Below are 21745 nucleotides of genomic sequence, written 5' to 3'. Positions count from 1 at the left end.
TCTATGACACAAATTACCATCGGCGCCTTTTCCGATAAAGGGGTCAAACAGGAGAATGAAGATTCCTACGGGGTCATGCTGCCGGAAGAGCTGCAGACCCTGACCAAAGGCATTGCCGTTGCCGTCGCGGATGGGATGAGTGGCTGTCAGGCAGGCAAGGCGGCCAGCGAAACCTGCGTGAAGTCTTTGTTGGAGGATTATTTCTCGACACCGGACAGCTGGAGTGTCAAGAAATCGATCAGCAAGATCTTGCTTGCCACCAATCGCTGGATGTATGGTCAGGGGCAGTCCGTCTATGGCTCGGACCTGGGCATGGTGAGTACGTTAAGCGCTCTGGTGGTAAAGTCTGGATCGGCCTATATCTTTCATATTGGCGACAGCCGCATCTGTCTCTTGCGGGCGGGGAAAATTGATCAACTGACCACAGATCACCGTTATGGCAAGGGCAGTGCACTCGCCCGCGCAATGGGAACAGGACAGCATCTTGAAATCGATTATCGTATTATTGAGGTACGGCGCGGGGATGTTTTTTTCCTGACCACGGACGGGGTGCATGAATTCGCCGGCCCGGTGATGATGAAACAGGTGGTGGAACGCCACCCGGATGACTTGATGAAAGTGGCTCAGGAGATTTGCATAAACGCGCTGGATCACGGGAGTGACGACAACCTGACCTGTCAGGTCATTCGCATTGACGACACTGGAAGAGAAAATGCCTTCCGGGCGCGATGCCATCTGTCTTTTCCGCCGGAGCTTGAGCCAGGGATGCTGCTGGATGGCTATGAGATCATACGTGATCTGCATGCCAATGCCCGAAGTCAGGTTTATCTCGCCAGAGACCGGGGGAACGGCGACCTGGTGGCCTTGAAAACACCGTCGGCCAACTTCAATGATGATGCACATTACATCGAAATGTTTCATCGCGAGGAATGGGTCGGTCGCCAGGTCAGTTCGCCGCATATCCTGAAAGTGTTGCCTTTCGCGCGCGATCGGAGCTGTCTCTATTATGTTACCGAATATATTGCAGGGCAAACCTTACGGGAATGGATCAATGATCACCCTGCGCCGGAAATGAGCATGGTCAGGGATATTCTGCGCCAGCTCATCCAGGGTGTGCGGGCGATGCATCGTCAGGACATGGTGCATCAAGACCTGAAGCCTGAAAATATCATGATAGATGCTGCCGGTACGGTGAAGATCATTGACTTTGGTTCGGTCAAGGTGGCGAGCGTTGAAGAGGGCAGAGACGCCAGCCAGACGCGACTGCCTGCCGGGGCTGTCGACTATATGGCGCCGGAATATCTTCTGTATGGTGATGGCGACAGGGGGGGGGATCTCTATTCGCTGGGCGTGGTAATCTACGAGATGTTGACTCATAAGCTGCCTTACGGCAAGGGGTTTGCCAATATGCGCCATGTGCGCCATCTGGACTATATTCCGGCATCCCAGGTGAATCCGGACATCCCGCCGTGGCTTGATCCGGTGCTGCAGAAGGCGGTACTGAAAGATCCACGGGACAGATATCAAAGCCTGTCGCAGTTTGAGCGGGACTTTACCGTGCCACCCCCGGTTCAGGCCCGGGTTGCGTTCATGCCCCTGCTCGAAAAGGACCCGCTCACCTTCTGGCGCGCCTTGTCCGGCCTTCTCGCCTTTCTCCTGATATTGGCCCTGCTTTTGCGATAAGGTCGGTATTTATGGGGGGGTAAATTTGGGAAATTTTCCAAGTTCGTCCCAGATCGCTTTGTCGGCCATAAATATATACGGGCTTGACACGTTAACTTTAGCCAAACTCTTCGTACTGAAAAAGTTAAAGTGACAGAGCCGTTAAGGTAGTGCTCCTCTTCCCATCAAATGACAATTGCCAGAGGTGGAGGAAATAATCATTTAAATTGAATGCTTTATAACTCTTTATGGTTACTTTCCTGCCCACCGAGCAAGGCATTATACAGTTTTACCAGTTTTGGGGTTTCTTCAAAACTCAGTATTAACGATGCCCAATTCGTGGCCATGTTATAGGCCGCTAAACCGGTGGCAAGTCCTCTTCGGATAAAAGTACTAGAGCCTGCATGGGGGGGGCCTCCGTAGCGTGTTGTATGGGACCGCCTATCAACGATGGTCGCAAAGTCAGAATAAAGATCATGTTGAAGGGTTTCCTGGTTCCCGCGGAGATGATCATAATTAAAGACTTCATTATGAGAGGCGGCGACCCTATTGACATCTCCCCGCATATTCCTGTTTCCTTCTAATGACCAAGGATACAACCAATAGAAACCAGTAGCATATTCATCGAAGGAAGGATTAAGGTTTGCCGGAAAGAATACGGGGAGATTTGGGTGGGTAGGGTTTTGATGAATGCTCAGATAATTTCCAATACGATTTGGTCCATATCCTGAGGAATAGACTGCTTCCAAGCCAAGATTCCATCCAAAATTTTCACTGGCATATGTTGAAACAGCCCCTTCCCATTGTTTCCATGTGTCGTGATTAATCCCGATCGTTCTATTGCTGGAGAAACTCCATTTAAGTCCTAAATAACTAAAGCTGGAGACTTCCTGTTGGATAAGAAAAGTACCTGCCTGACGGACAAATGTCGTTACAGGGATACACCCGGGAATAGAAAGAAAATTGTGAAAAAGAGTATTTGATCCAACTAATATCTTGCTTAATCCTGAGGCAATAAAGGGTATAGATCTTGGCGCAGCATAGGGCACCGCAATACCGACGGCTGTTGCCGCCGCGACATAGGCAAACTCAACGGGATCTTCTTCAAATTTTTCATAGGCGCCCCAAAGTTTATACATATTGTAGGTAATCGATCCAGCTGTCACCAAAGTCATAATGGTTTTGGCGATAGCCTGCTCTCCATCGGGGTCGGTCAGGTTTATCGGATCATTCCAACAATAGGCATAGGGGCTTAGACCATCATTTTTTGGATCAATCTGTAAAAAACGGCCGTTATCTTGATCATAAAGGCGGGCGGGTGTGTCAATTAAACCGGTGACCGGGTTGATCTGGTGGTTTGTGTAACGGGCTAATGTTGACAAGTCCCCTGATGCTCGACTTAACCCCCCAAAAGGCAGATAATCAAAAGATCCTACGACAGTGTTGGTCGCCCCATCAATCAGGGCGCGGGTAGACCCAGAATGGTCCTTTAAGGTGAAAATTGGATCGTCGCCAAAATCTGTGGCGATCAAGCCGTCCGGGCCATGGACATAATAAGAAACGGTCGTATTGCCTTTGCGGGTTTCGGTTTTCGCAAGGAGTTGACCTGCAAGGTCATAATGAAAATCAATTGTCGCAGTCGAATGATCGGGCAGCGTTTCTGTTTTCTGAATAACTCGGCCTTCAGAATCATAAAGAGATGTGAGGCTGCCATAATCGGTTCTGCTCGCGGAAACGGCTCGGTTCAAATTATGATCATATTGAACGGTAAGGTGTTTGTCAGGTAGGCCGGTCATATTACCGTTTTTATTGTATGCCGAATTCCATGTGGGCGGAGAGGGCCATGTAAGACCGATGTCATCCACATAAATTTCCGCGCCTGCGCTGCCTTCGGTAGTTCCTTTTGTTCGATTGTTTAAGGAAAGGTCGACCAGTGTGATCTGGCCGGTAAGGCCCATTTCTGTCAAAATTGCAGGAATATTGATGGTAATATTTTGCTTGGTCCACGCGGTGCCCACTGGAACAAATTCCAGTGCTTTCTGGGCCACAAGCCCAAAGGGTCCATATAGCCCTAAGGACCATTGTGCTTGATTATTTGGTTTTGCGGCATAACCATTCCCGGTCCGCGTATAAACATCAAGGGAAAGAGTAGCATCCGGGGAAAAATAGGTTTCCAAACTGAGGGTTTCGCTATGCCCTAGAATATTCCCGCCTCCGAGCATAAGGCATTGGGTTCCTGAATGAGGATTGGTTGTTGTGATTTGGCTGCTGGAGGGGCCGCCATTATTACTTCCCCATTTCCACGCGCCTGCTTGGTGGCCATTAGCCGAGCTAAAATCTTCGCTGCTGTTGGTCTTTGGGGTAAGGCTGGAATAGCCATTGGCAGGGGTGCCGGGCTTTCCGACTTCTGCTCCAGTTGGATAAGCATAATTATATTCTGTCAGACCCTTCACTTTGGCATGTCGATTTCCATTTGGGTCATATCCCTTGGGTGATCCTGTGGCGGGACTTGCAAAACCAAGGCCTGAATTATGTGCATCTGTGGCGGTAATCAAGCGACCAAGGGGATCATATTGATAGTCATAGGCTTGAGCAAGGGGTGGCGTTTTCCAATGTTCACTGAAGTGGTAATCAGTGGAAAGGGAGCCAATTTGCGATGTACTATAGTTCTTATTTGGGGTGGAATAAGAAATGTCAATGTTCAGGTAGGGGTCTTTCAAACCTTTTACTCTACCCTCATCATCATAACTCATTTGTCGTGAAAAGCCGGGATTAGTGGAAGAAGGGGGGCGGTTAAAATCAATAGCAATCAATTCACCCAGGAAACCATAGGTATAAGCGCTATAACGGGATTCAATCCAATCAATGGGTTTGCCGGGGTCGACAATATCATAGGCATTGGTTTTTTGTCCAATACCTGCAATTCGGCCCATGCGATCATAATAATAACCCACACTATAGGATTTCCCTCCTAAAGATGGATAAGTGATTGAGGCAATGTCACCGGAAGGACTAAAGACATACTCAGTGTTTGCAGCAGTTGCTCCAGCGATGCTGATGCTGGTGGATAATGTACGACCGAAACTGTCATACGTCTGGTTTTCAAGGGTAACTTCATTCCCGCTATCGGGTTGGGTTTTTGTTTGATAAAGACGATTGAGGTAATATGAAGATGCGGCTTGACCGTCAGTGTCATAATGGTCACTTTGCCGCCACCGACCGGTGGCCGAGGGACCTGTGCCGCTGCCCCCGGTTATTTTGGGAAAATTTTGATTGTCTATTTGGGCCAGAAGAGCCGGGCTTCCCCATTGAAAATTAGCGTCTTGAATCCAACCGCTTTCAATAGGGCGTCCCAGAATGTCATAGCGAATATATTTAATACGTTGCACCGTTACATTGTTGACCTTTGCAACGGCGCCTTCGGAATCCATGATAAACCTTAATTTATCCGTTTGGTCATAGGCGGTGAGAACTTCTCCACTATCAGGGGATGTTTTCCGGGTGCGTCTGCCGAGAAAGTCATAGGCATATGTTTCCGTCCAATTGGCTGCAGTGGTTCCTGTGGGCGGTGCTGCTCCGTTTGCTTGTTGTTTGCTGAGTAAGCGCCCCACCGCGTCATAAGTTGATTTTTGGCGCAAAGATTGAGGTGCGTTTTCTGGCCCCGCATAGGTTTCAAGGAGGTTGCCGTCTGTATCTCTGATTTCTCCTTTGACCAGAGTTATTGGTGTTGGAGTCTCTGTGACCGTTTCACGGCCAACCTGAACTGTTTCCTGTTTCTCAAAATAAGCAGGATTGGCGGTGAGTTTTGTTGCTTTCATACCAGGCAAGGCTGATATGCCATTATAGATAAAGCTTGATATATACCCCATAGCATCTGTATTGGACGTTGGTCGGCCCCGAATGATTTCGATAGGTCTTCCGAGGGGGGATGCTTCATACCGGGACATATTATAGGTAAATTGGGGGCCCATTTCTGGAACAGTCACCCCAGTTGCGATGAAGGTGGGAAGGGATAGGGCTGTGCCATCTGTATTATCCAGGTAACTTTCCAAGGAACCATCAGGCAGTTCAGGACTTTTCGGGGCGGCGGCGCTGGTAAGTTCAAGAATTGCCCGCATCGGGCTTTTGGAGATCACGGATCGGCCTATTTCATCAGAGAAATCGCCCCCATTCATGAAGGTTATTTTACCTGCCGTCTGACCCGTTGCGGGCCTACCCAAAAGAGATAAATTTTGTGTTTCGCGGAGTAAACCATCTTTAAAACTAAGGTTTAAACGGGGATCATCCAAACGAATAAGTTTGTCAAAATTGCCGCCAATATCAACCGCAAGCGTGAGGTTACCTGTGGCAGGGCTTGATCCGGCGTCATAGGTAAAAATTGGCAGCTCATTCACGGTGCAGAGATAAAATCCATCGACGACGGAGAACATCCAGTTATTGTTAAAAGGCACATCAGGGGGAGCAACCTGGAGAGATGTTAAGTTATTTTGGCCATCTTTTTCAATAAGAGAAAAACCGCCCTTTCCGTCATGGTTATCGGGGTTCCAGCTTAAAAATATAGTGCCGTCCCCGATTGACATGGTTGCTCCGCTACCCGGGTTGGCTTCTATATGAATGGCAAAGTTTTTATTACTGGGAACTTTAGGTTGGGCGATGGCGCCAAGCCCGCCTTTTGTACCGCCGCTATAGGCTAGTTTTCCATTCGCAATAGCCCAACTGCCGGATGTTCCATTGGTTAAATTCCAGTTGGATGTTGTGTCACCGTGGAAGTCGTCATACTGGGTCAGGCCACCTGGTGTTAAGGTAAGGGTCGTATTGGGTGTTTTCTCCTCAAAAAGATCGTTGGTTCGGGAAAGTTGTCGGGACAGGCCGGAAAACTCAGCTGTCAGGATTTCTCCGTCTGGTCCCATGGTAACAATCGGTTGAAGGAAATCGTTATACATTGTTCGGATGGATTGACCATTGGTATCAATTTGAGCCAGAGGGATATGTTTGATGTCATCAAGAACGGATACCAGCATTGTGGATTGAAGGGGGCTAAGGCGCAGTTCATCAACTAGGATTTGATCAACTGTATTGGCATTTTTGATCTTAAAAAAGATGCTGACGCTCCCGGCGTCCGGGCTTTTACCGGAAAGTACGGCATTAATATCAATCAATGTTTGAAGGTAAGTCCATGCAGTTTCTGCAGTGGATAGGGTAAGGGGAGAGAGGGGTGCTGATTTTTGGGTCTTATTTTCCGTCCAATAAATCTCCCCGGTGAAATTTGCTTCGCCCTGACCCTTATCAAATCCTGGTGGCGTTCTTGTCCAGCAACTAAAAACATAATCCTGCGTCAAATCATCGGGAATGAATAATCGGCCCACCGTGCCATCTGGGGTACCCTTAGGAACCCTCAAGCAAGATGATCCTGTATGAGAATCTGCTGCTGTAATAAAGCGATTTAAACTGCCCCCTGAAGTAGAAACCCAGCCATTCGGGTCTTCATAGGGTTCAAATCCATAAAATGAAAAACGACTGCTATTGGCATTATGGGCGCTGGCACAGATAAAACGGCCTTCTTTGTCGGGTATATTTAAGGAAATAATACCTGAGATATCCGTGCTTTGGATCACTAAACCTGTATCACTATAGCTGTTTATGATGTTGGTTTCCTGCCAGCCTGTCGGAGTTGTTCCCCCTGCAGCCCACGCATTAAAATCGACTGCATTCGCAGAGATCATTCGGTATGATCGGTCACAAGCCCAAACATCGTTATCCCAACCCTTGTGCCATGTGGTGACAGTGCCAGCTATTTTTTCTGGAGTTCCGGCACCAACTTTGGCTGTTTGAATTTCTTCAATCACAGCATCCAGAATATTGGTTGATCGGGTTGTATCATACTGTTGCCAGAAATAAGTCAAGGCGGTGGTGATCGTGATAACCTTACCTGCTTCATTGATGCGTGACGTTTCATAAGTACTCAATTGGCTGGTATCTGCAGAATAGGTCATATTTTCTGTTTTGGAAACGCCCTCCAAGGTTGAAACAATACGTTTGTTTCTGACGGTGGCAGACCAACCATTTTTTAACGGGGTAAGGGTTGCCCACCAATATTTATCGGTTCGAGATTGGGGGGTAGTTGTTTGATTTTTAAAAATACTGTCAATTGTTGTATAAATTTGTCCGGCGAGTAAAGAAGGGGCCGTATCTCCATTGGTAATGTTGGCCGCGACTGGCGGGGCTAAGACCGGACTTTCACCAGGGCTTAGGTTATTGAACAAATAAATATCTGTTGTTCCCCCGTTGGAGGGGGTGGGGGTGGCTGATCCGGGATAGCTTGTCACATGATTAAAGGCAGGTGTGTCGCCGGTAATTGAGAGGATCGCCCCTTTCACATCAAAAGCCATTGATGTTGTCATGCTGCCAGCTAATGTGACTTGATCGGACGTTTGACCATCAGGAAGGGTAACGTTTGTTCCGGTATAACCACTTGTGATTTCAACCTTTGAGGCGACTAAAGCTGATTGTCCCCCTTTGATGTTTTCCTTCACCAATCGATGCAATGTCAAGACTAGCTGGGCGCCACTCCAGTCCCCTGTATAGGTCACAAAAGCCTGAGAACCGATCAGGTCGTGAGATGGTTTTCCGGTGACCAAAAGGGACCCTGTGCTGGAAAATACGGCCCCTTTTGTTTTGCCATTGCCTAAGAAAATGGCTTTTGTTTCTGTCTGGGAATGGCCCGTGACTTGATAAAGCAGATATTGAGAGTTTAGCAAGGTAACGCTGGGCGCATCGGCGGCGGTAAGTGTTGGGGGCATACCTCCAGAGACGATAGCCCAGTTTAAATCAGGGCTCATGTAATAGAGCGAATCTGCAAGGGCTGTATATCTGCTGGGTATGCCCTTACTTAATGCTGTAACAGCGATGCCAACCCCATTTCCGGGAGCTGCTGCGGTTGACCTTACTGCCCAAGTACCGCTCTCTGCGGAATAGGTCACCAGATCATAGTGATGTTTACCGTTCGCGAGCGTGATTGTACGGGTCGCTGTGTCCGGTCCCACCTGAACGGCATTGACCACATCTCCCGCTGCAAGACCAAGGGATGAGAGGTCGGCTTCCATCCAGGTTTGACCATTGAACCGCCACATTAAATTCCCTGCCTGAATGGTCATTGCAATGACTGTAAAGGTTGTTGAATTGACTGATCCAAACGTTGAAGAAAGGTCTGTAAGCTTTGTTAAGTGGCCTTCATTGTTGAGAGCGCCGCCATAACAGGTCATAAATTCATTAGGCCCGGCTTTGCCGCCCGCCAATATTGCGATAGAAGCTGAGCCAAGGGATGATTTTAGAGCGAGAGAGGTTCCCAGTTGAACATTTTTTTTAAGTTCACTGGTTTGCCAGATACCTTCAGAATTTCGGGTGGCGAGCCAAGCGGACAGGCTGCTACTATTCACAGAGGATAAGAGTATTTTATTTCTCTCAGTGGACAGAGAAAAGGCCACTTGATGGGTGAGCCCCGTTGTGATTTTTTGTTCTGTGGACCAGATAAGATTGGACAAGTCATACCGGTATAAATCCCCGGTGGGCAGACAAAGCAAGCATACAAATCTTTCCCCATAGACCAGATTATAACCGGTGTTGCCATTGGGATTCGGCACATCAGTGCCATTTGCTCCATTTGAAATCCAGGCCTCAGGAGATTTAGGATCGGGGCTGAAAAGAAAGATTTTATTTTGAACAAGAAGGGAAAATCCACTATCATGAGATGCCGTCAATATGCCGTCATATCCGCTTGTAACACCATTGGCCACAGTGATTTCTGGGCCTGCTAACCAGCGTCCCTGCCACCGATAGGGCTGAAAAACCAAGGAATTATCCGAACCAATCCATAATACAACGGTGAAATTATCTTCAAAGATAAATTTGGGATGGCCGAAAGTTACCCCGGTTTTTGTGGGGGGAGGAAGAGGGATTTCCCTCTGACTATATTGCAAGACGCCATTGGTCCCTCCCGCTTTCTCATAGGTATAAGTGACGATGGAGCCCTCTAGCGTTGTCACTGTGGTTAAGGCACCGGGATTTACATCAGATTGTAAATCAGTCGCGTATCCAAAAATAAGAGGAGGCAGGCTTTGTTTTGTGTGCTGATATTCAGTTCCATAAGTCCATGTCACATTTTGTAAGAGACGTTTCGTAAAATCCTTATTTTGTCCGTCTCCTGTAATAAATGACAGATCATAATTCAGTTGGGCCGTGATCAGGGCACCGGCACTGCCTTTGGGAGTATAAATGAAACTGTCGAGAGCTTTGGTTTCATAAAAGGCCTGATAACCCGAGACGCTATAGGGATCCTGATATTCATCTGGGTTCTTTTCAATATAGGTAAGTTCAATCCGATCGCCCCATGCATTGGTAATTGTTTTAAGGTAACTGGATTGGGTGTAGGTTGGCCCCGAACCGCTAATGGAGTTCATTATCATATCATACTGGTAGAGGGTCTGATTACCGAATAAGTCGGTAACGGATAGGAGGTTCCAGGCTGTTGCGACTTGGCGCATGAGAGATGTTTGAGTAGAACTTGCCAACCAATCATCAATGGCAAGCATGTATTCCGTACCTTGTGATCCCCCAAAAGAGAGTTTGATGCCCAATTGGTTGATTACAACCCATGTTTCATTTTGGGGGAAATAATTGATTTTCCAGTTGGGTTGTGTGGCCGCAATCCACGTTTGGCTACCATCAGGATTAGAGGTCGAAAAAACAAGATCTGAGGCGACGTCCTGATGAAGCAGGAGGTATGATGTTTCTCCCGAACTGATCCCTTCTCCTTTTTGAGTGAGGATCAGGGATCGAGGAAGGCTCCAGCCTAAACCCGCGACGCCTGTTGGGTGGGTTAAGTTCCAATTTTTGACGGCTTCCTGAATAAGACTGTTATACCGTAAACCAACGGTAACTTGAAGGGTTTCAGGCCCAGGCAAGGACATTAGGGGAAGATCAAAAGCCACCTGGCCGGTGCTTAAATCAATAGCTTCAGAAAATTCTTGTGCGCGTTTCATGATTAATCATCCACAAATAAAAATGGGCGTCTTTGGGCCAGTCCCTCAGGAAGTTCTTCTATGGGGCGTGCGATACGTGTTTCAATCAATTCAATGGCTTCTTCCCCCGCCCATAATTCTCTCTCAAGCAGTTCTCTTCCCAGTTCCCGGCCCATGGCTCTATACAATTGCCTTTCTGCGGCTCTGACGAGGTTGGAGAAGAACCCCCGAATTGCAATTCCAGCCCCGGCAAAGGCGCCCCCTTCTGAGAAAGCGCCTCCAGCCGCTGCGGCGATGACGCCAATAACGGCCACACCGGCAATGCCGCCCAAAGTACCCCCGATAATCTTTGGCAGTGGACTTAGTCCTAAAGGATCAGCATAAAGGTAAGGGTTATTGAGACCATATTGGAACCGATTGAGGCTGGTTGGATTGACCATATTACCACTCAGAAGGTCACGACTGGTGAACCGCATCAGGGATGGAGAGTAACCCCGGGATCGCATGGAAAGTAAGCTATTTCCGTCTGCTAATACGCCAAATTTCCCGCCATAACCGAAGGGAGAAAGTCCTGCCAGGTTGTCTGAATGTATTTTCCCAAAACTGTCATAATTTGCAGATGCCGTGATGTCTCCGGCTGCATTGGTTGTTGCAATAATATTGCCAAAGGGATCTCCGTGGAAGAAATTCACACTGTTATCTGATTTTTCTTCATAAAGGGGCCCTATGCCATTGACGATTTTATTGAGAGGCGATGGCTTTTCGCCATATTCGATAAGCCAATCTAAAAGAAGGTCAGGATTTTGGCCTAATATTTGATGTGAATTTTTTCCGTAAACAGGGGATAATATGCCACCACCGCAATCTGTTGGTTCATATACACCCATATTTGTGTCACGTTTTAAATCTCCCATATTTATTAACGGATCAAAATATCCGTTTGGCACCGTGGTATAAGTTGTGGATTGGTTGTCTTCTGTCTTGGAAGACCGGAAACCATCCGCATCATATTTATAAGTGGTATCCCCAACTGTACTTAACCTGCCAATACTGTCGTATGTGGTGGAAATAAGGGATCCATTGGCCGGAATTTGGGTTAAAGATTTATCATCATCAGAACTGAGGGATTGTCCTTGATAAGTCTCCAAAATATCCTGATTATAAGTTAGAGTTTCTGTTTGAAGGGGCAGCGGCATTGGCATGCTCCAAATACCATTGATCTCTCCTGTTTCATTATGTTGGTTGGGGACAATGGTTAAACTGGAAATAACCACATTGTTCTGCCCCTTTAATCCATATTCTGTAACGGCCCCAGCTTCGTTAAAGGCGTAAGCTTCAACAACATCATTGGGATAGGTCACGGTTTTTAACAGACCTGTTGGCCAATAATGATATGTTGTCGTCCGGTCGGCCCAATCCTTCACCGTGGATAGGTTTCCAAAACCATCCAGAGTATAAGATACACTCTTGCCATCCGAATAAGTTAATAGACGCAACCATCCGTTGGGCCATTGCTCCTGTTTAATGGTGGTGCCTTGTTCTGTTCTTTGGGTCAGTCTATTCCAGGCATCAAATTCTCGGGTAATGGAAACGGAGGCCCCGACATTGGTGCTGGTTCGGTTGCCAGCTTCATCAAGGGTATGGCTGATTTTCTCTTCCGAGCCCGGTGTCACATTTAATAAATACCCGGCGTCATCAAAGCCAAAGGATAATACCCCGCCACTTGCCAAGGTCCGTTTTGCAACACTGTTCCAGGGTGTATATTCGTAAGCTGTCGATCCGCCCGTCGTAAAGATCTCCCCTGTAAGGTTATTCAAACCGTCAAATATTAAAGTCTGATTGAGAGGCGCCGGACTGGAGGGATCATTTGTGGTTTTCTTAATATCCACGTAAACTCTTTGTTCTGGGCTTTCCACCCGGTAAGAAACATCCACTTGTGCAGCACCGGGGGCTGTGAGAGTTCCGGCCTTGAGGTTTGTTAGGGTATCGCCTTTTCTGATCTGTGTTGGCCGTCCAATTGCGTCTCGGGTAAATAAGCTCGCCCGTGCCTCAGGAGAGGTTCCCGCAGATGTGGCAAGCAATCGTCCTTGTGGATCAATGAAGGAATCCCTTGCTGTGCCGACGGGGGGCGTTTGCGTGACTTTCATTACGTGAAGGTTTGACCCTGACGGGTCCGCTACTTTTTCATAGGACGTGGTGGTTTGTTTATTGTCAGCATTTGTTGATTTCACCACCCGGTATAAACCATTGTAGGTCACAGAACGGTTGATGGCCGTTCCGGTTGGCGCTAACGGTGTCGTTGTAAGGGTCTCTGTTACGGCAGTATAGGGAGAATTTCCATTAGGTACTTGTGCCGTTATATAGGACCATTCTTGTTTTTGGCTCCACGTCGGTTGTTCGGGTGTTGTTGCGGGATAAAAACTCAACATTCGCTGGCTTTTAAAGCCACTGGGATTAAAAATTTGAGTATCGGTATAATCATAGTCCTCATTTTTTTTACTTACCGGGTTAAACTGATTAAGTTTGGGCCGGGTAATAATCAATTCACTGCTGTAGGGGCCGGAACCGGAAGTCCTCACTTGTTGTTGAAAGAAGGTTTCCTGATGACCCAGAGGATTTGTAATGGAGATTAGTTCATCCAGACCATTATAGGCATAGTGCGTTGGCGCCTTACTGCCCATGGCAACTGTTTTTAGTCGGTTATTTTTATCATAACTGAAAGTACGGTGAACAGTAACACCCTCGAATTCTTCATAAGTTTCAGAGATAACTTCCCGATTAGCATTTAATGTATAGGTTACCTTCGGTCCGTTGGGCACACCACCGGGCAATTGTCGAATGATGGTATTTGGGGTTGGGGTGTCATATTCCCACCCGTAATAAAAGGGATAAGAAGGTGTCTGGTTGTTCATTTGAACAGCAAACATAATGGGCCGGGCTAAATTATCAAAAGTTTTGGTGATAATCATGATGGGCGTGCCATCGGCTTCGGCTGTTTTTATTTTTTCTTGTCGTTGGGTGTCTGTATACGTAATCGTTATCGTGGTTTGATCCGCATTCGTGAGAACATTTATCAATCCGGTTCCCGGGAAATAGGTCATTCCGGATTGATTACCGTAAGGATCAGTGACCGTTTTTATTAATCCTTCATAAGCAAGACCGGACCAATATTCATAGGTCACTGTTTGGCCTATGGCATCCGTGACCATATGAAGCCTGTTTCCGGGATAATAGCTATAAGATTTCTGATTTTGCCACAAATCTGTTTCATGGATTAGATTATTTTGACTGTCATAGGTCCATGTTTGAGTTTTATTATCGGCATCCGTTAAGCTAATCAAATTCATATTCGTGTCATAAACATAGGTACAAAGGTTAGCTTTGGCGTAGTTATAATCTGCTTTTGGTCCCCTATAGTAGCGAACATATTGGGGCTGCATAAATCCATTATAATCTGTGGTGATAATTTCAGAGGTTGGCTGGCCTGCAGGATTGTGACCCAGAGCCGTTTCCTGATAAACAATAGCTGCAGAATCTGGATCAGAATAATATAAGGTGACATCCCCTTCAGGTTGGGTGACTGTGGTTGTATTCACCGTATTGCCGCGATAGGTCGTGGTGCCATAGACAAAATATGTGTAATATTTAGAACTTGTTTCATACCCCGTTGCATCATATTGTTTTTGAACCCGGCCTTTATTGTCATATTCGTTATAGACAGTACTATTTCCCCAAGGGTCGACCACTTGTTGCAAGAGGGATTTACCCATTGAGGCATATGAATAGTGGCGTGTGCCTATTTGAGGTATTTGGACCGTTTTAAGCTGGTTTGAAGTCACCGTTATGGTCAAAATTAAACCGTTTGATCCTGTTACGGTATGTATCTTTCCATTGCCATCATAGGCAAACGTTAAAGAGGGGGTTCCGCCTTTCAATTTAACTTGGTGGAGTTTGCCGTTGCTATACGCTAAGTCAAGCTGGTTACCATGTTGATCCCTTGCAGCAGTTGCTTGTCCGGCTGAATTAAATACCCAAGATGTTTGGTCTTGATGCTGAAGGATATAACTACCTCCGGGGCCCTGAATTAAATTATCCCCCTTATAGGGGCTGACCGGTTGAAAATTCCCGTTGCTGCTGGCGGTATCACGGTAGACGGTGATATCCGTGGAGCCTGATATGATATAAATCTGTTTATTGGCGAGATCCTTGACCAGACAGGTTTCAAAACCATGACGCCATCGTTCACCTAAATCACTGTCCTGAATGTTGGCATTCTCTGCATGAGTTGGAAATCCGGAGTTATAAAATAAAGTGAAATTAATCGGGAAAACAGCATTCAACTCAATGCCAGTTTCAAAATAAATCATATTTCCGGATGCGATTCCAACAGGGTCATTGGTCGTTGGTCCTCCTGGAGGTGTTGATACTGGAACATATTTTTCCAGTGTATCACAATCACTCGGGATGCTTGCACTACCATTGTTTTTGGCATGAGCCGTGACAGTGGCACTATAAGCCTTTAGGTGATCATACCCCGGTATATCGCTCGCCTTCCAACTTTGGGTTTTTGAGGTGAAGGGGCCTAATGTTATATCCAGAGCGGGAGTGCCGGGAACTTGGGTGCAATCCGAACCGCTAATGGGGCCAACTATTCGGACGGTATACTCTTCTGAGGTTCCTTTGGCCGCCAAGGGGGCCGGAGCGATGCTTTTAAAAATAACGGAAACCACATCTCCTGATGCATTGATAGAAGCTATAAAGTCAGAGGGGTGCGGCAAAATAAAGACGGTCATGATTGCCCATGGGCCGGTTACATTGCCTGCTTTATAACGTATTTTTCCCGTAAACCATTTATCACTGATGAAGGCCGCATTTGTAAAAAAATGATTTTTGGTTGCGGTTTCGGTGCCGATGACTTTTCCGCCGGTTTCATTGTCAATTTGCACCTCAAAACCGAGACCGGACGTTGTGGGACCAGCATAGTCCCAAGCTAACATTATACTGCCGGCTGTTTGATCCACGGTCGGGGTTGTGATGGCGGAAATCTTCGTTGGAGCAGTGATGTTGGAAATGACGACTTGGGCGGTGGCTGTGACCCCAACGCCTGCGGTTGATAGGGCTTGGACTTTCGCCGTATAGGTCACATTGTCGGTGCCAGAGGGCTTGAAAGAGGGGATGGAGGTCACAGAACCATCGACAAATTCAGGGTCCTTTGCCGCACCATTTTCCACGACCCATGATATTAGGTATTTTTCCGCACCATCAACGGGGGTCCAGTTAAGGCTGATATCACCCGGCGTGCCAGGTGTTGCGACATCGTAAGAAAGGGTTGTCACTGGGCTTTCTAGAGCGACTGTAGTAGGGGGGAGGCTCTGTACAATCCCTGTTTTGGAACCAAGGGTGATTGTTGTTGGCTTTGCGATCAGTAAAAGATTGGAAATGTCTTTGGTCAGACTTTTTTGGCTACTGCTGGTGGGTCGGGTGCCGGTTTCGTGAAAAGTCACAATATAATCTGTTGTCTGATCAACAGCAGGCCAGTTCAACTCCAATTTAGGCACGGCATTGGTGATGGTGGCAGACAATGTTGCCTGAGGCAGACCAAGACGGAACAAAGCCCCTGAACTTATAGGACTAAAGGCGGAGTTTTTGCCAAGCTGTGTCGCTTGCAACTTTGCTGTAATACCGTGATTAAGCCAATATTCTGTTATGGGCTGGGTACCTACCGTAAGATCAGAATATATCTCTCCCCATACATTATCCTGAGCTTGAAGAAAAAGCCCATAAGTGGTCCCTGTTTCGACACTCCATTGCGCTGTTAAGGTATCAGAAAAATAAGTAAGATCTCCAACGAGGAAGGTAACATCCGTTTTGACGGAATTTGCGGGCTGGGCCTTTAAAGACCAGACAAGGGACAGATTTGGTGCACCTGTTAAAATACGGTTGTAATAATGGGACTGGATTAACCCTGCGGGCAGGGCCATAGACCATAGGCGAAACTCAGAATAATCTCCCTGCAAGGCGGTACCATTACCTTTTTTACCTATAGTGAGGGTTTGATTATTATCTGGCCACCCCGTTGGAGCATCAAGAACAGACGCGGCTTGGAAAAGGAGACTATTGTCCACCACAACCCATACAGAAAATTTTCCATTTTGGCCAGGTTTGAGAGCAACCGCAATATGGCGCCAACTTCCTGTTCCCAATGCAATGCCCGTCTGGAGTGTTGATGTGCCAAGTGTAAGGGTTAGGTCGGTCGGGTTGGATAGGTTGAATGCATGACTACCTGCTGAAAGGGTGGCAATAACATCAGTAGTAGCCTCTGATGTCGGTTTTATCCAGCCTTCCAGGGTTAGAGAACCGGTGATGGGTTTTGTCAGAGCGGCGGATGTTAAAACGGATCCGGGGGTTGAAAAGCGGGCAATTTTACCGGATGGGATTGATTGGCTTGTAAAAGATAATATTGGTGCAGGCGGGGCTGGAACAAAGGTAGGGATAGATGAAACCATGACTTATCCTTTCACCTGTCTGATATGAGACTGGGCCTGGACCGGAGTTGGCGTTACACTGGTAATATTACCCGCCGCATCCATGCCATAAGCGACAGTGCCGAGGCCAGCCCATGTCTCTTTATGAAGTCGACCCTGGGTGTCCATATTAAAAGTTACTGTGGAGCGATATGGTCCGGATACTTTATCTGAGGGCGGCCCGGTGACCAGTCCGTTAATACCTTGGACCTGCGTTTGATAGGATGTGTTGGCCTCAATGGTGGCCTGAGCAATTTTTAAAGGCGGGGCGGGTTTGTGCTGGGTAGGATCAGCCACATTATCCTTATATAGAGTGATGACATAATCTGTGGCCACGTTATTTGGAATGAGAGCCCATGAAATGATGAAATTTGTTTGATCCCATACCATAGAAACGACAGGGGGAGCTTCATAAATCGGCATCAATCCTGTGCCCAGGGGGCCGACAAGAATAGGCCCGGACGTGCCTCGCAAGGCAATTGTCGCGGGCGGCTCTTGGGGCGTCAGGGGGAAAGATTTTGGTCCCTTTGCCGGGGCGTTAATCGGGGCTTGGCCGGGGACTATAATATGTGCACTATCAATGGTTTCAGGCCCTTGAAAGTCAGGCCAGTTAACGGTCATATTGGCGCCGTCATAATTGAGAGCAGATAAGGCTACTGTTTCCGTTATTGGATTAAGTCCCGTTGTTTGGGGACCGAACACCACACCATTTTGACCATAAGCCCGCAAGGTCATTACTGTATCGGATGTTACGTCAAAGGGGATAGTCTTCTTTTCTGCAGGTGTCGGTACGTTGGTAAGGGTTGGGGTAGCATCGGCTTTTAAAGAAATCTGAGTGCCTTCCGATCCAGCGACATTGTTCCACTCTAAAGAGACATTATCCGTATCATTTTGAAATAAAGTGGCGGTCGGTTTTTCGACAATCGGGTTATATATTTGACTTGCAGGCCCTAAAACAATTCCCGTCGTATCATGTCCTCTGACGGTAATGTTATAGGTCGGACCACTTTTAAGGCCGACATCAAACGTGGCCTCTGTTGTATGGGAGGGTTGATTGTAGGTTGGACCATTCATTTCATCCAAGCTTGCAATATAGCCGGTGACCGTTACGAGACTAATTTTTTGCCATTCCACCGATAGATGGGTAGGTTCATCAAAGGTAATTAATTTCATGGAGGGGGCTTCGGTAATCAGTGCAAGACCATGGCTAGGAGGGCCAAGCACTATGCCTGTTTTGTCATGAGCCCGCACAGAAACGGAATAATCTCCGCGAGGTGTTAAGGTTAAGGGGAACGTTACTTCGGTCGTGTCGGATGGCTCATTCCATGTAGGGCCATTTTTTTCATTTAAGGTTGCAATATAGCCGGTTACTTCCGGGCTGGAGATTCTTTGCCATTGTACTTTCAGCCCCCCGATATTTTGCGCAGGGATATTATAAATGACCTGCGCCATGGTTGGTTTTCGCAAAAGAGGGGCATAATGGGAGGAGGGAGGACCTAATACAACACCTGTTTTATCCGTTGTTCTAACGGAAGTCGTGTAGGTTGCATTCTCTTCTAATGTGACTTTGAAGAGGGCTTGTGTCGTCACAGAAGGTACATTCCATGTGGTCCCGCCTTTTTGATCCAATGTCGCGACATATCCAGCAATGCCGGTTTCGGTGACTTTTTCCCATTTTAGAGCTAAGTCATTGGGGCCATTATAAATAACATTGGCCATGGTCGGTTTGGCAATTAACGGGGCATAACTTTTTGAGGGAGGGCCGAGAATAATACCGGTTTTATCTGTGGTTCTGACTGTGATGCTATAGATATCCCCTTCCACTAATGTGACTTTGAAAGTGGCATCGGTGGTATCTGAAGGTTCATTCCACGTTGCACCATTCTTTTGGTCGAGGGTTGCAACATATCCGGCAACGCCTGTTTCATCGACTTTTTGCCAAAAGACACCTAAATCACTTGGGCCATTATTTGTAATATGTGCCATCGTGGGTTTGTTGATCAAAGGTGCATACCCGGTTGAAGGGGGCCCCAATACCACACCGGTTTTGTCCGTTGCTGTAACAGTTATCGTATAGGGGCCGTCACGATCTAATGTGACCTTAAAAAAAGCCTCATTTGTATTGGAAGGCTCATTCCGGGTTGCCCCCCCTTTTTGATCAAGGGTCGCAATATAAGATGCGACACCAGTCTGGTGCAAAAAATGCCATTTGACCAATAAATTGCCCGGCCCATTATACGTGATATGGGCCATTGTCGGGGGTTCGGTAATGACAGAATATGTCGGACTTTGGCTGACCGAAGCATCATTGACATAAACACTGACATAGACGGTATAAACTATAGTGGGATCGAAGGCCTGTTGAATACTGTATGTGGATAAATCCGACTTAAAGGTTTTTGAAACCTTACCGTTGGCAAGCAGAGTTACCAGATAATAACTGAAGCCCGCAGGTTTATCTGCCTGCCAAATTAGAGACAATGATCCCGGTACAAAGGAAACACGAATAACAGTAGGGGCGGGAATAGAGGCCATGGCCTAAGCTCCTGAAGCAGACGTGTTTATGGATTTTTGATCAGATTAGTTGACTCATGCTGTTTGTCACTGTGAAAATCCGGATGCCATGCTTCGGGCAGCTTTTCCAACACCTCATCTTCGGTGAGGGCCGTGTAATTTATTTGGGAGTTGCCGTAGGTAAATTGCATTTGAGCATCACCGATCCGAATACCGTTGGCATAAAATGTGGTATTTGATTGGGTGGCTTTGATTAAGTCAGTTTCCGTTCCCAAAATAAGATTATAAACATTGCCGCTGTAAGGCTCTTTTTGGATAGAGGTGAGTTCCTCGAATCCTTTTATGCTTTCAACTTGGTTTCCGGTTATTAAGTTTTTAGCCAGTATCACGCCACTGTCTGTAGGAATTGCATGGCCGCCTGTTACTCTTAAGATTTTTCCAGACGCAGTGGTCAGACGGAAGATATTCTCTTCTTTACCTTTGACAGTTGTTTTGACTGTCATGACACGGCCTTCAGAATCTATAAAAATTTTATCATCGGCAACCACATTCTCGATCTTTTTTGTCGTTCCATCGGCAAGGGTAATCTGGGTTCCTTCAGCAACGCAACTATACCAAACCTGCATGGGAGCGATTATTTTTGTATACGGGTCAGGAGAGACGCCTGGCGTATCCGTGATCGAGACATAAACCGGCAAGTTGTTATTTTGAATCATGACATTAAAGGTATAATTTGCATTGGAATTTCTCACCAGACAACCATTTGCGGGTTCAAAATGGGCGGGTTGCAGGTTCCAGGTCAGAACGGCACCATTCACTGTGGCATTACTAAAGAAATCAGTGGTGCTCTTAATGATATGGCATCCTCCTCCGTCTTTGGGATCAGGATTGGCTATGGTAATCAAGCTATAAGAATTACTAGATGTGATCGGTATATCAATGGGATCCGCATAGGTAATGGAACCGTTGATTGGCATAATGACATTGGAACCGCTTCCTCCAGCAGGTTGGTAATCACAATCAGTCGCTTGCCGGGCAAGGCAAAGTTTGATGATGCCGTCGCCGTTAACATCCTTTGGGTTACCTGGGTCGATGACTGTCGGTGGTGAAATGGAAGAACTCGCATAAACCATACCATGATGGGGGGCGCCATTTTGATCTTCCCAGAAAAAAGTGGAAATGGATCTGGCTTCCAAATCTGATGCATCCAACGTTCCATTTGTACTTAAGGTTTGGTCGGTCCCACTATAGTTTTGTGTATTACTGACCAGTTGGCCCTGAATATGACCATCCTGATCATAGACACCTAAATGTAATTGAGAAACAACGGGGTTCTTAGGGATCGAAGAGATAGCCGTGGTGTCATAAGTCCGCGTGCTGGGACGGTTGCCAAAAGAAGTGATGAGTTGAATGGGGCCAATTTGGTACCCCCCCTCAGTAATATTGACAATTTTGTTGCCCTGTTGTTCATAAAGAGCGCGTTTATGATCTGGTGGGCCGGATTTTTTATGAAGATCGCGGGCTTTTTCAAGTGTTTTGAAAATATTCGGGTGGGATTTAGGTGTTTTTCCGCTGAGCAATAGTGTTGTGCGGTAAAAGTCATAATGATGTTTTTTTCGGAAATCCAAGGATTGTGGTACAACAGGCGGCATTTCTGCCACGACTTTCCTGACGGCTTCAGCGTGCTTTTCTAGAAGTTTGTCTTTTGTATGCTGAGAGTCTTTAAAGGCCGTTGTTGTGAGAAACACTAATACAATAAATAGAAAGGACATTAGATTTTTCATGATATTACCCTAGATATTTAAAAGGGCTAATGCATATTTAAAGTGTGTTCTTGATTAATTAGCCGCTTATTTATATTTTTATTAGTTTTGGTTCCTCTCTTTTGTATCATTATATGGTAATTTTCTCAACTATAAGATTATAAATTTCTAATTTTGAGAGAGAAGGCTTAGCTATTGTGGTTCTAACACTATAGGGGGAGGGAGACATTACCATATAAACGAGCAAGTTAGGGTTGCCTGATTT

General features: G+C 46.7%; 5 protein-coding genes. 1 reads left to right on the top strand and 4 read right to left on the bottom strand.

What is annotated here, in order from left to right:
• Positions 1-3: 3 nt before the first annotated feature.
• Positions 4-1683: a bifunctional protein-serine/threonine kinase/phosphatase gene (locus tag FIV45_RS11945; protein ID WP_099472019.1), complete on the top strand. Its 1680-nt coding sequence runs from the start codon at positions 4-6 to the stop codon at positions 1681-1683.
• A 215-nt stretch (positions 1684-1898) separates the two neighbouring features.
• Here the strand turns inward: FIV45_RS11945 and FIV45_RS11940 are convergent, their stop codons facing one another.
• The 4 genes from FIV45_RS11940 to FIV45_RS11925 are packed head-to-tail and all read right to left on the bottom strand — an operon-like array spanning position 1899 to position 21501.
• A complete protein-coding gene (locus FIV45_RS11940; protein ID WP_099472020.1) occupies positions 1899-10700 on the bottom strand; it encodes an RHS repeat domain-containing protein in 8802 nt (2933 codons plus the stop codon).
• Between the two features lie 2 nt (positions 10701-10702).
• A complete protein-coding gene (locus tag FIV45_RS11935; protein WP_099472021.1) occupies positions 10703-17185 on the bottom strand; it encodes an RHS repeat-associated core domain-containing protein in 6483 nt (2160 codons plus the stop codon).
• Between the two features lie 3 nt (positions 17186-17188).
• Positions 17189-19738 (bottom strand): fibronectin type III domain-containing protein, encoded by a 2550-nt coding sequence (locus FIV45_RS11930; RefSeq protein ID WP_099472022.1) that lies wholly within the window; start codon positions 19736-19738, stop codon positions 17189-17191.
• Between the two features lie 26 nt (positions 19739-19764).
• Complete coding sequence (locus FIV45_RS11925; RefSeq protein ID WP_114365304.1) at positions 19765-21501, bottom strand: Hint domain-containing protein; 1737 nt, start codon at positions 21499-21501, stop codon at positions 19765-19767.
• Between the last annotated feature and the right edge of the window lie 244 nt (positions 21502-21745).

It is taken from the genome of Paremcibacter congregatus (genome assembly GCF_006385135.1).
Lineage (GTDB): Bacteria > Pseudomonadota > Alphaproteobacteria > Sphingomonadales > Emcibacteraceae > Paremcibacter > Paremcibacter congregatus.
The sequence above is the reverse complement of the archived record's forward strand: the minus strand, read 5'-3'. Positions and strand labels throughout refer to the sequence as shown.

Coding starts and splice junctions, on each gene's coding strand:
- FIV45_RS11930 (WP_099472022.1), bottom strand. CDS start 19,738: ATGGCCTCTATTCCCGCCCCTACTGTTATTCGTGTTTCCTTTGTACCG.
- FIV45_RS11945 (WP_099472019.1), top strand. CDS start 4: ATGACACAAATTACCATCGGCGCCTTTTCCGATAAAGGGGTCAAACAG.
- FIV45_RS11935 (WP_099472021.1), bottom strand. CDS start 17,185: ATGGTTTCATCTATCCCTACCTTTGTTCCAGCCCCGCCTGCACCAATA.
- FIV45_RS11925 (WP_114365304.1), bottom strand. CDS start 21,501: ATGAAAAATCTAATGTCCTTTCTATTTATTGTATTAGTGTTTCTCACA.
- FIV45_RS11940 (WP_099472020.1), bottom strand. CDS start 10,700: ATGAAACGCGCACAAGAATTTTCTGAAGCTATTGATTTAAGCACCGGC.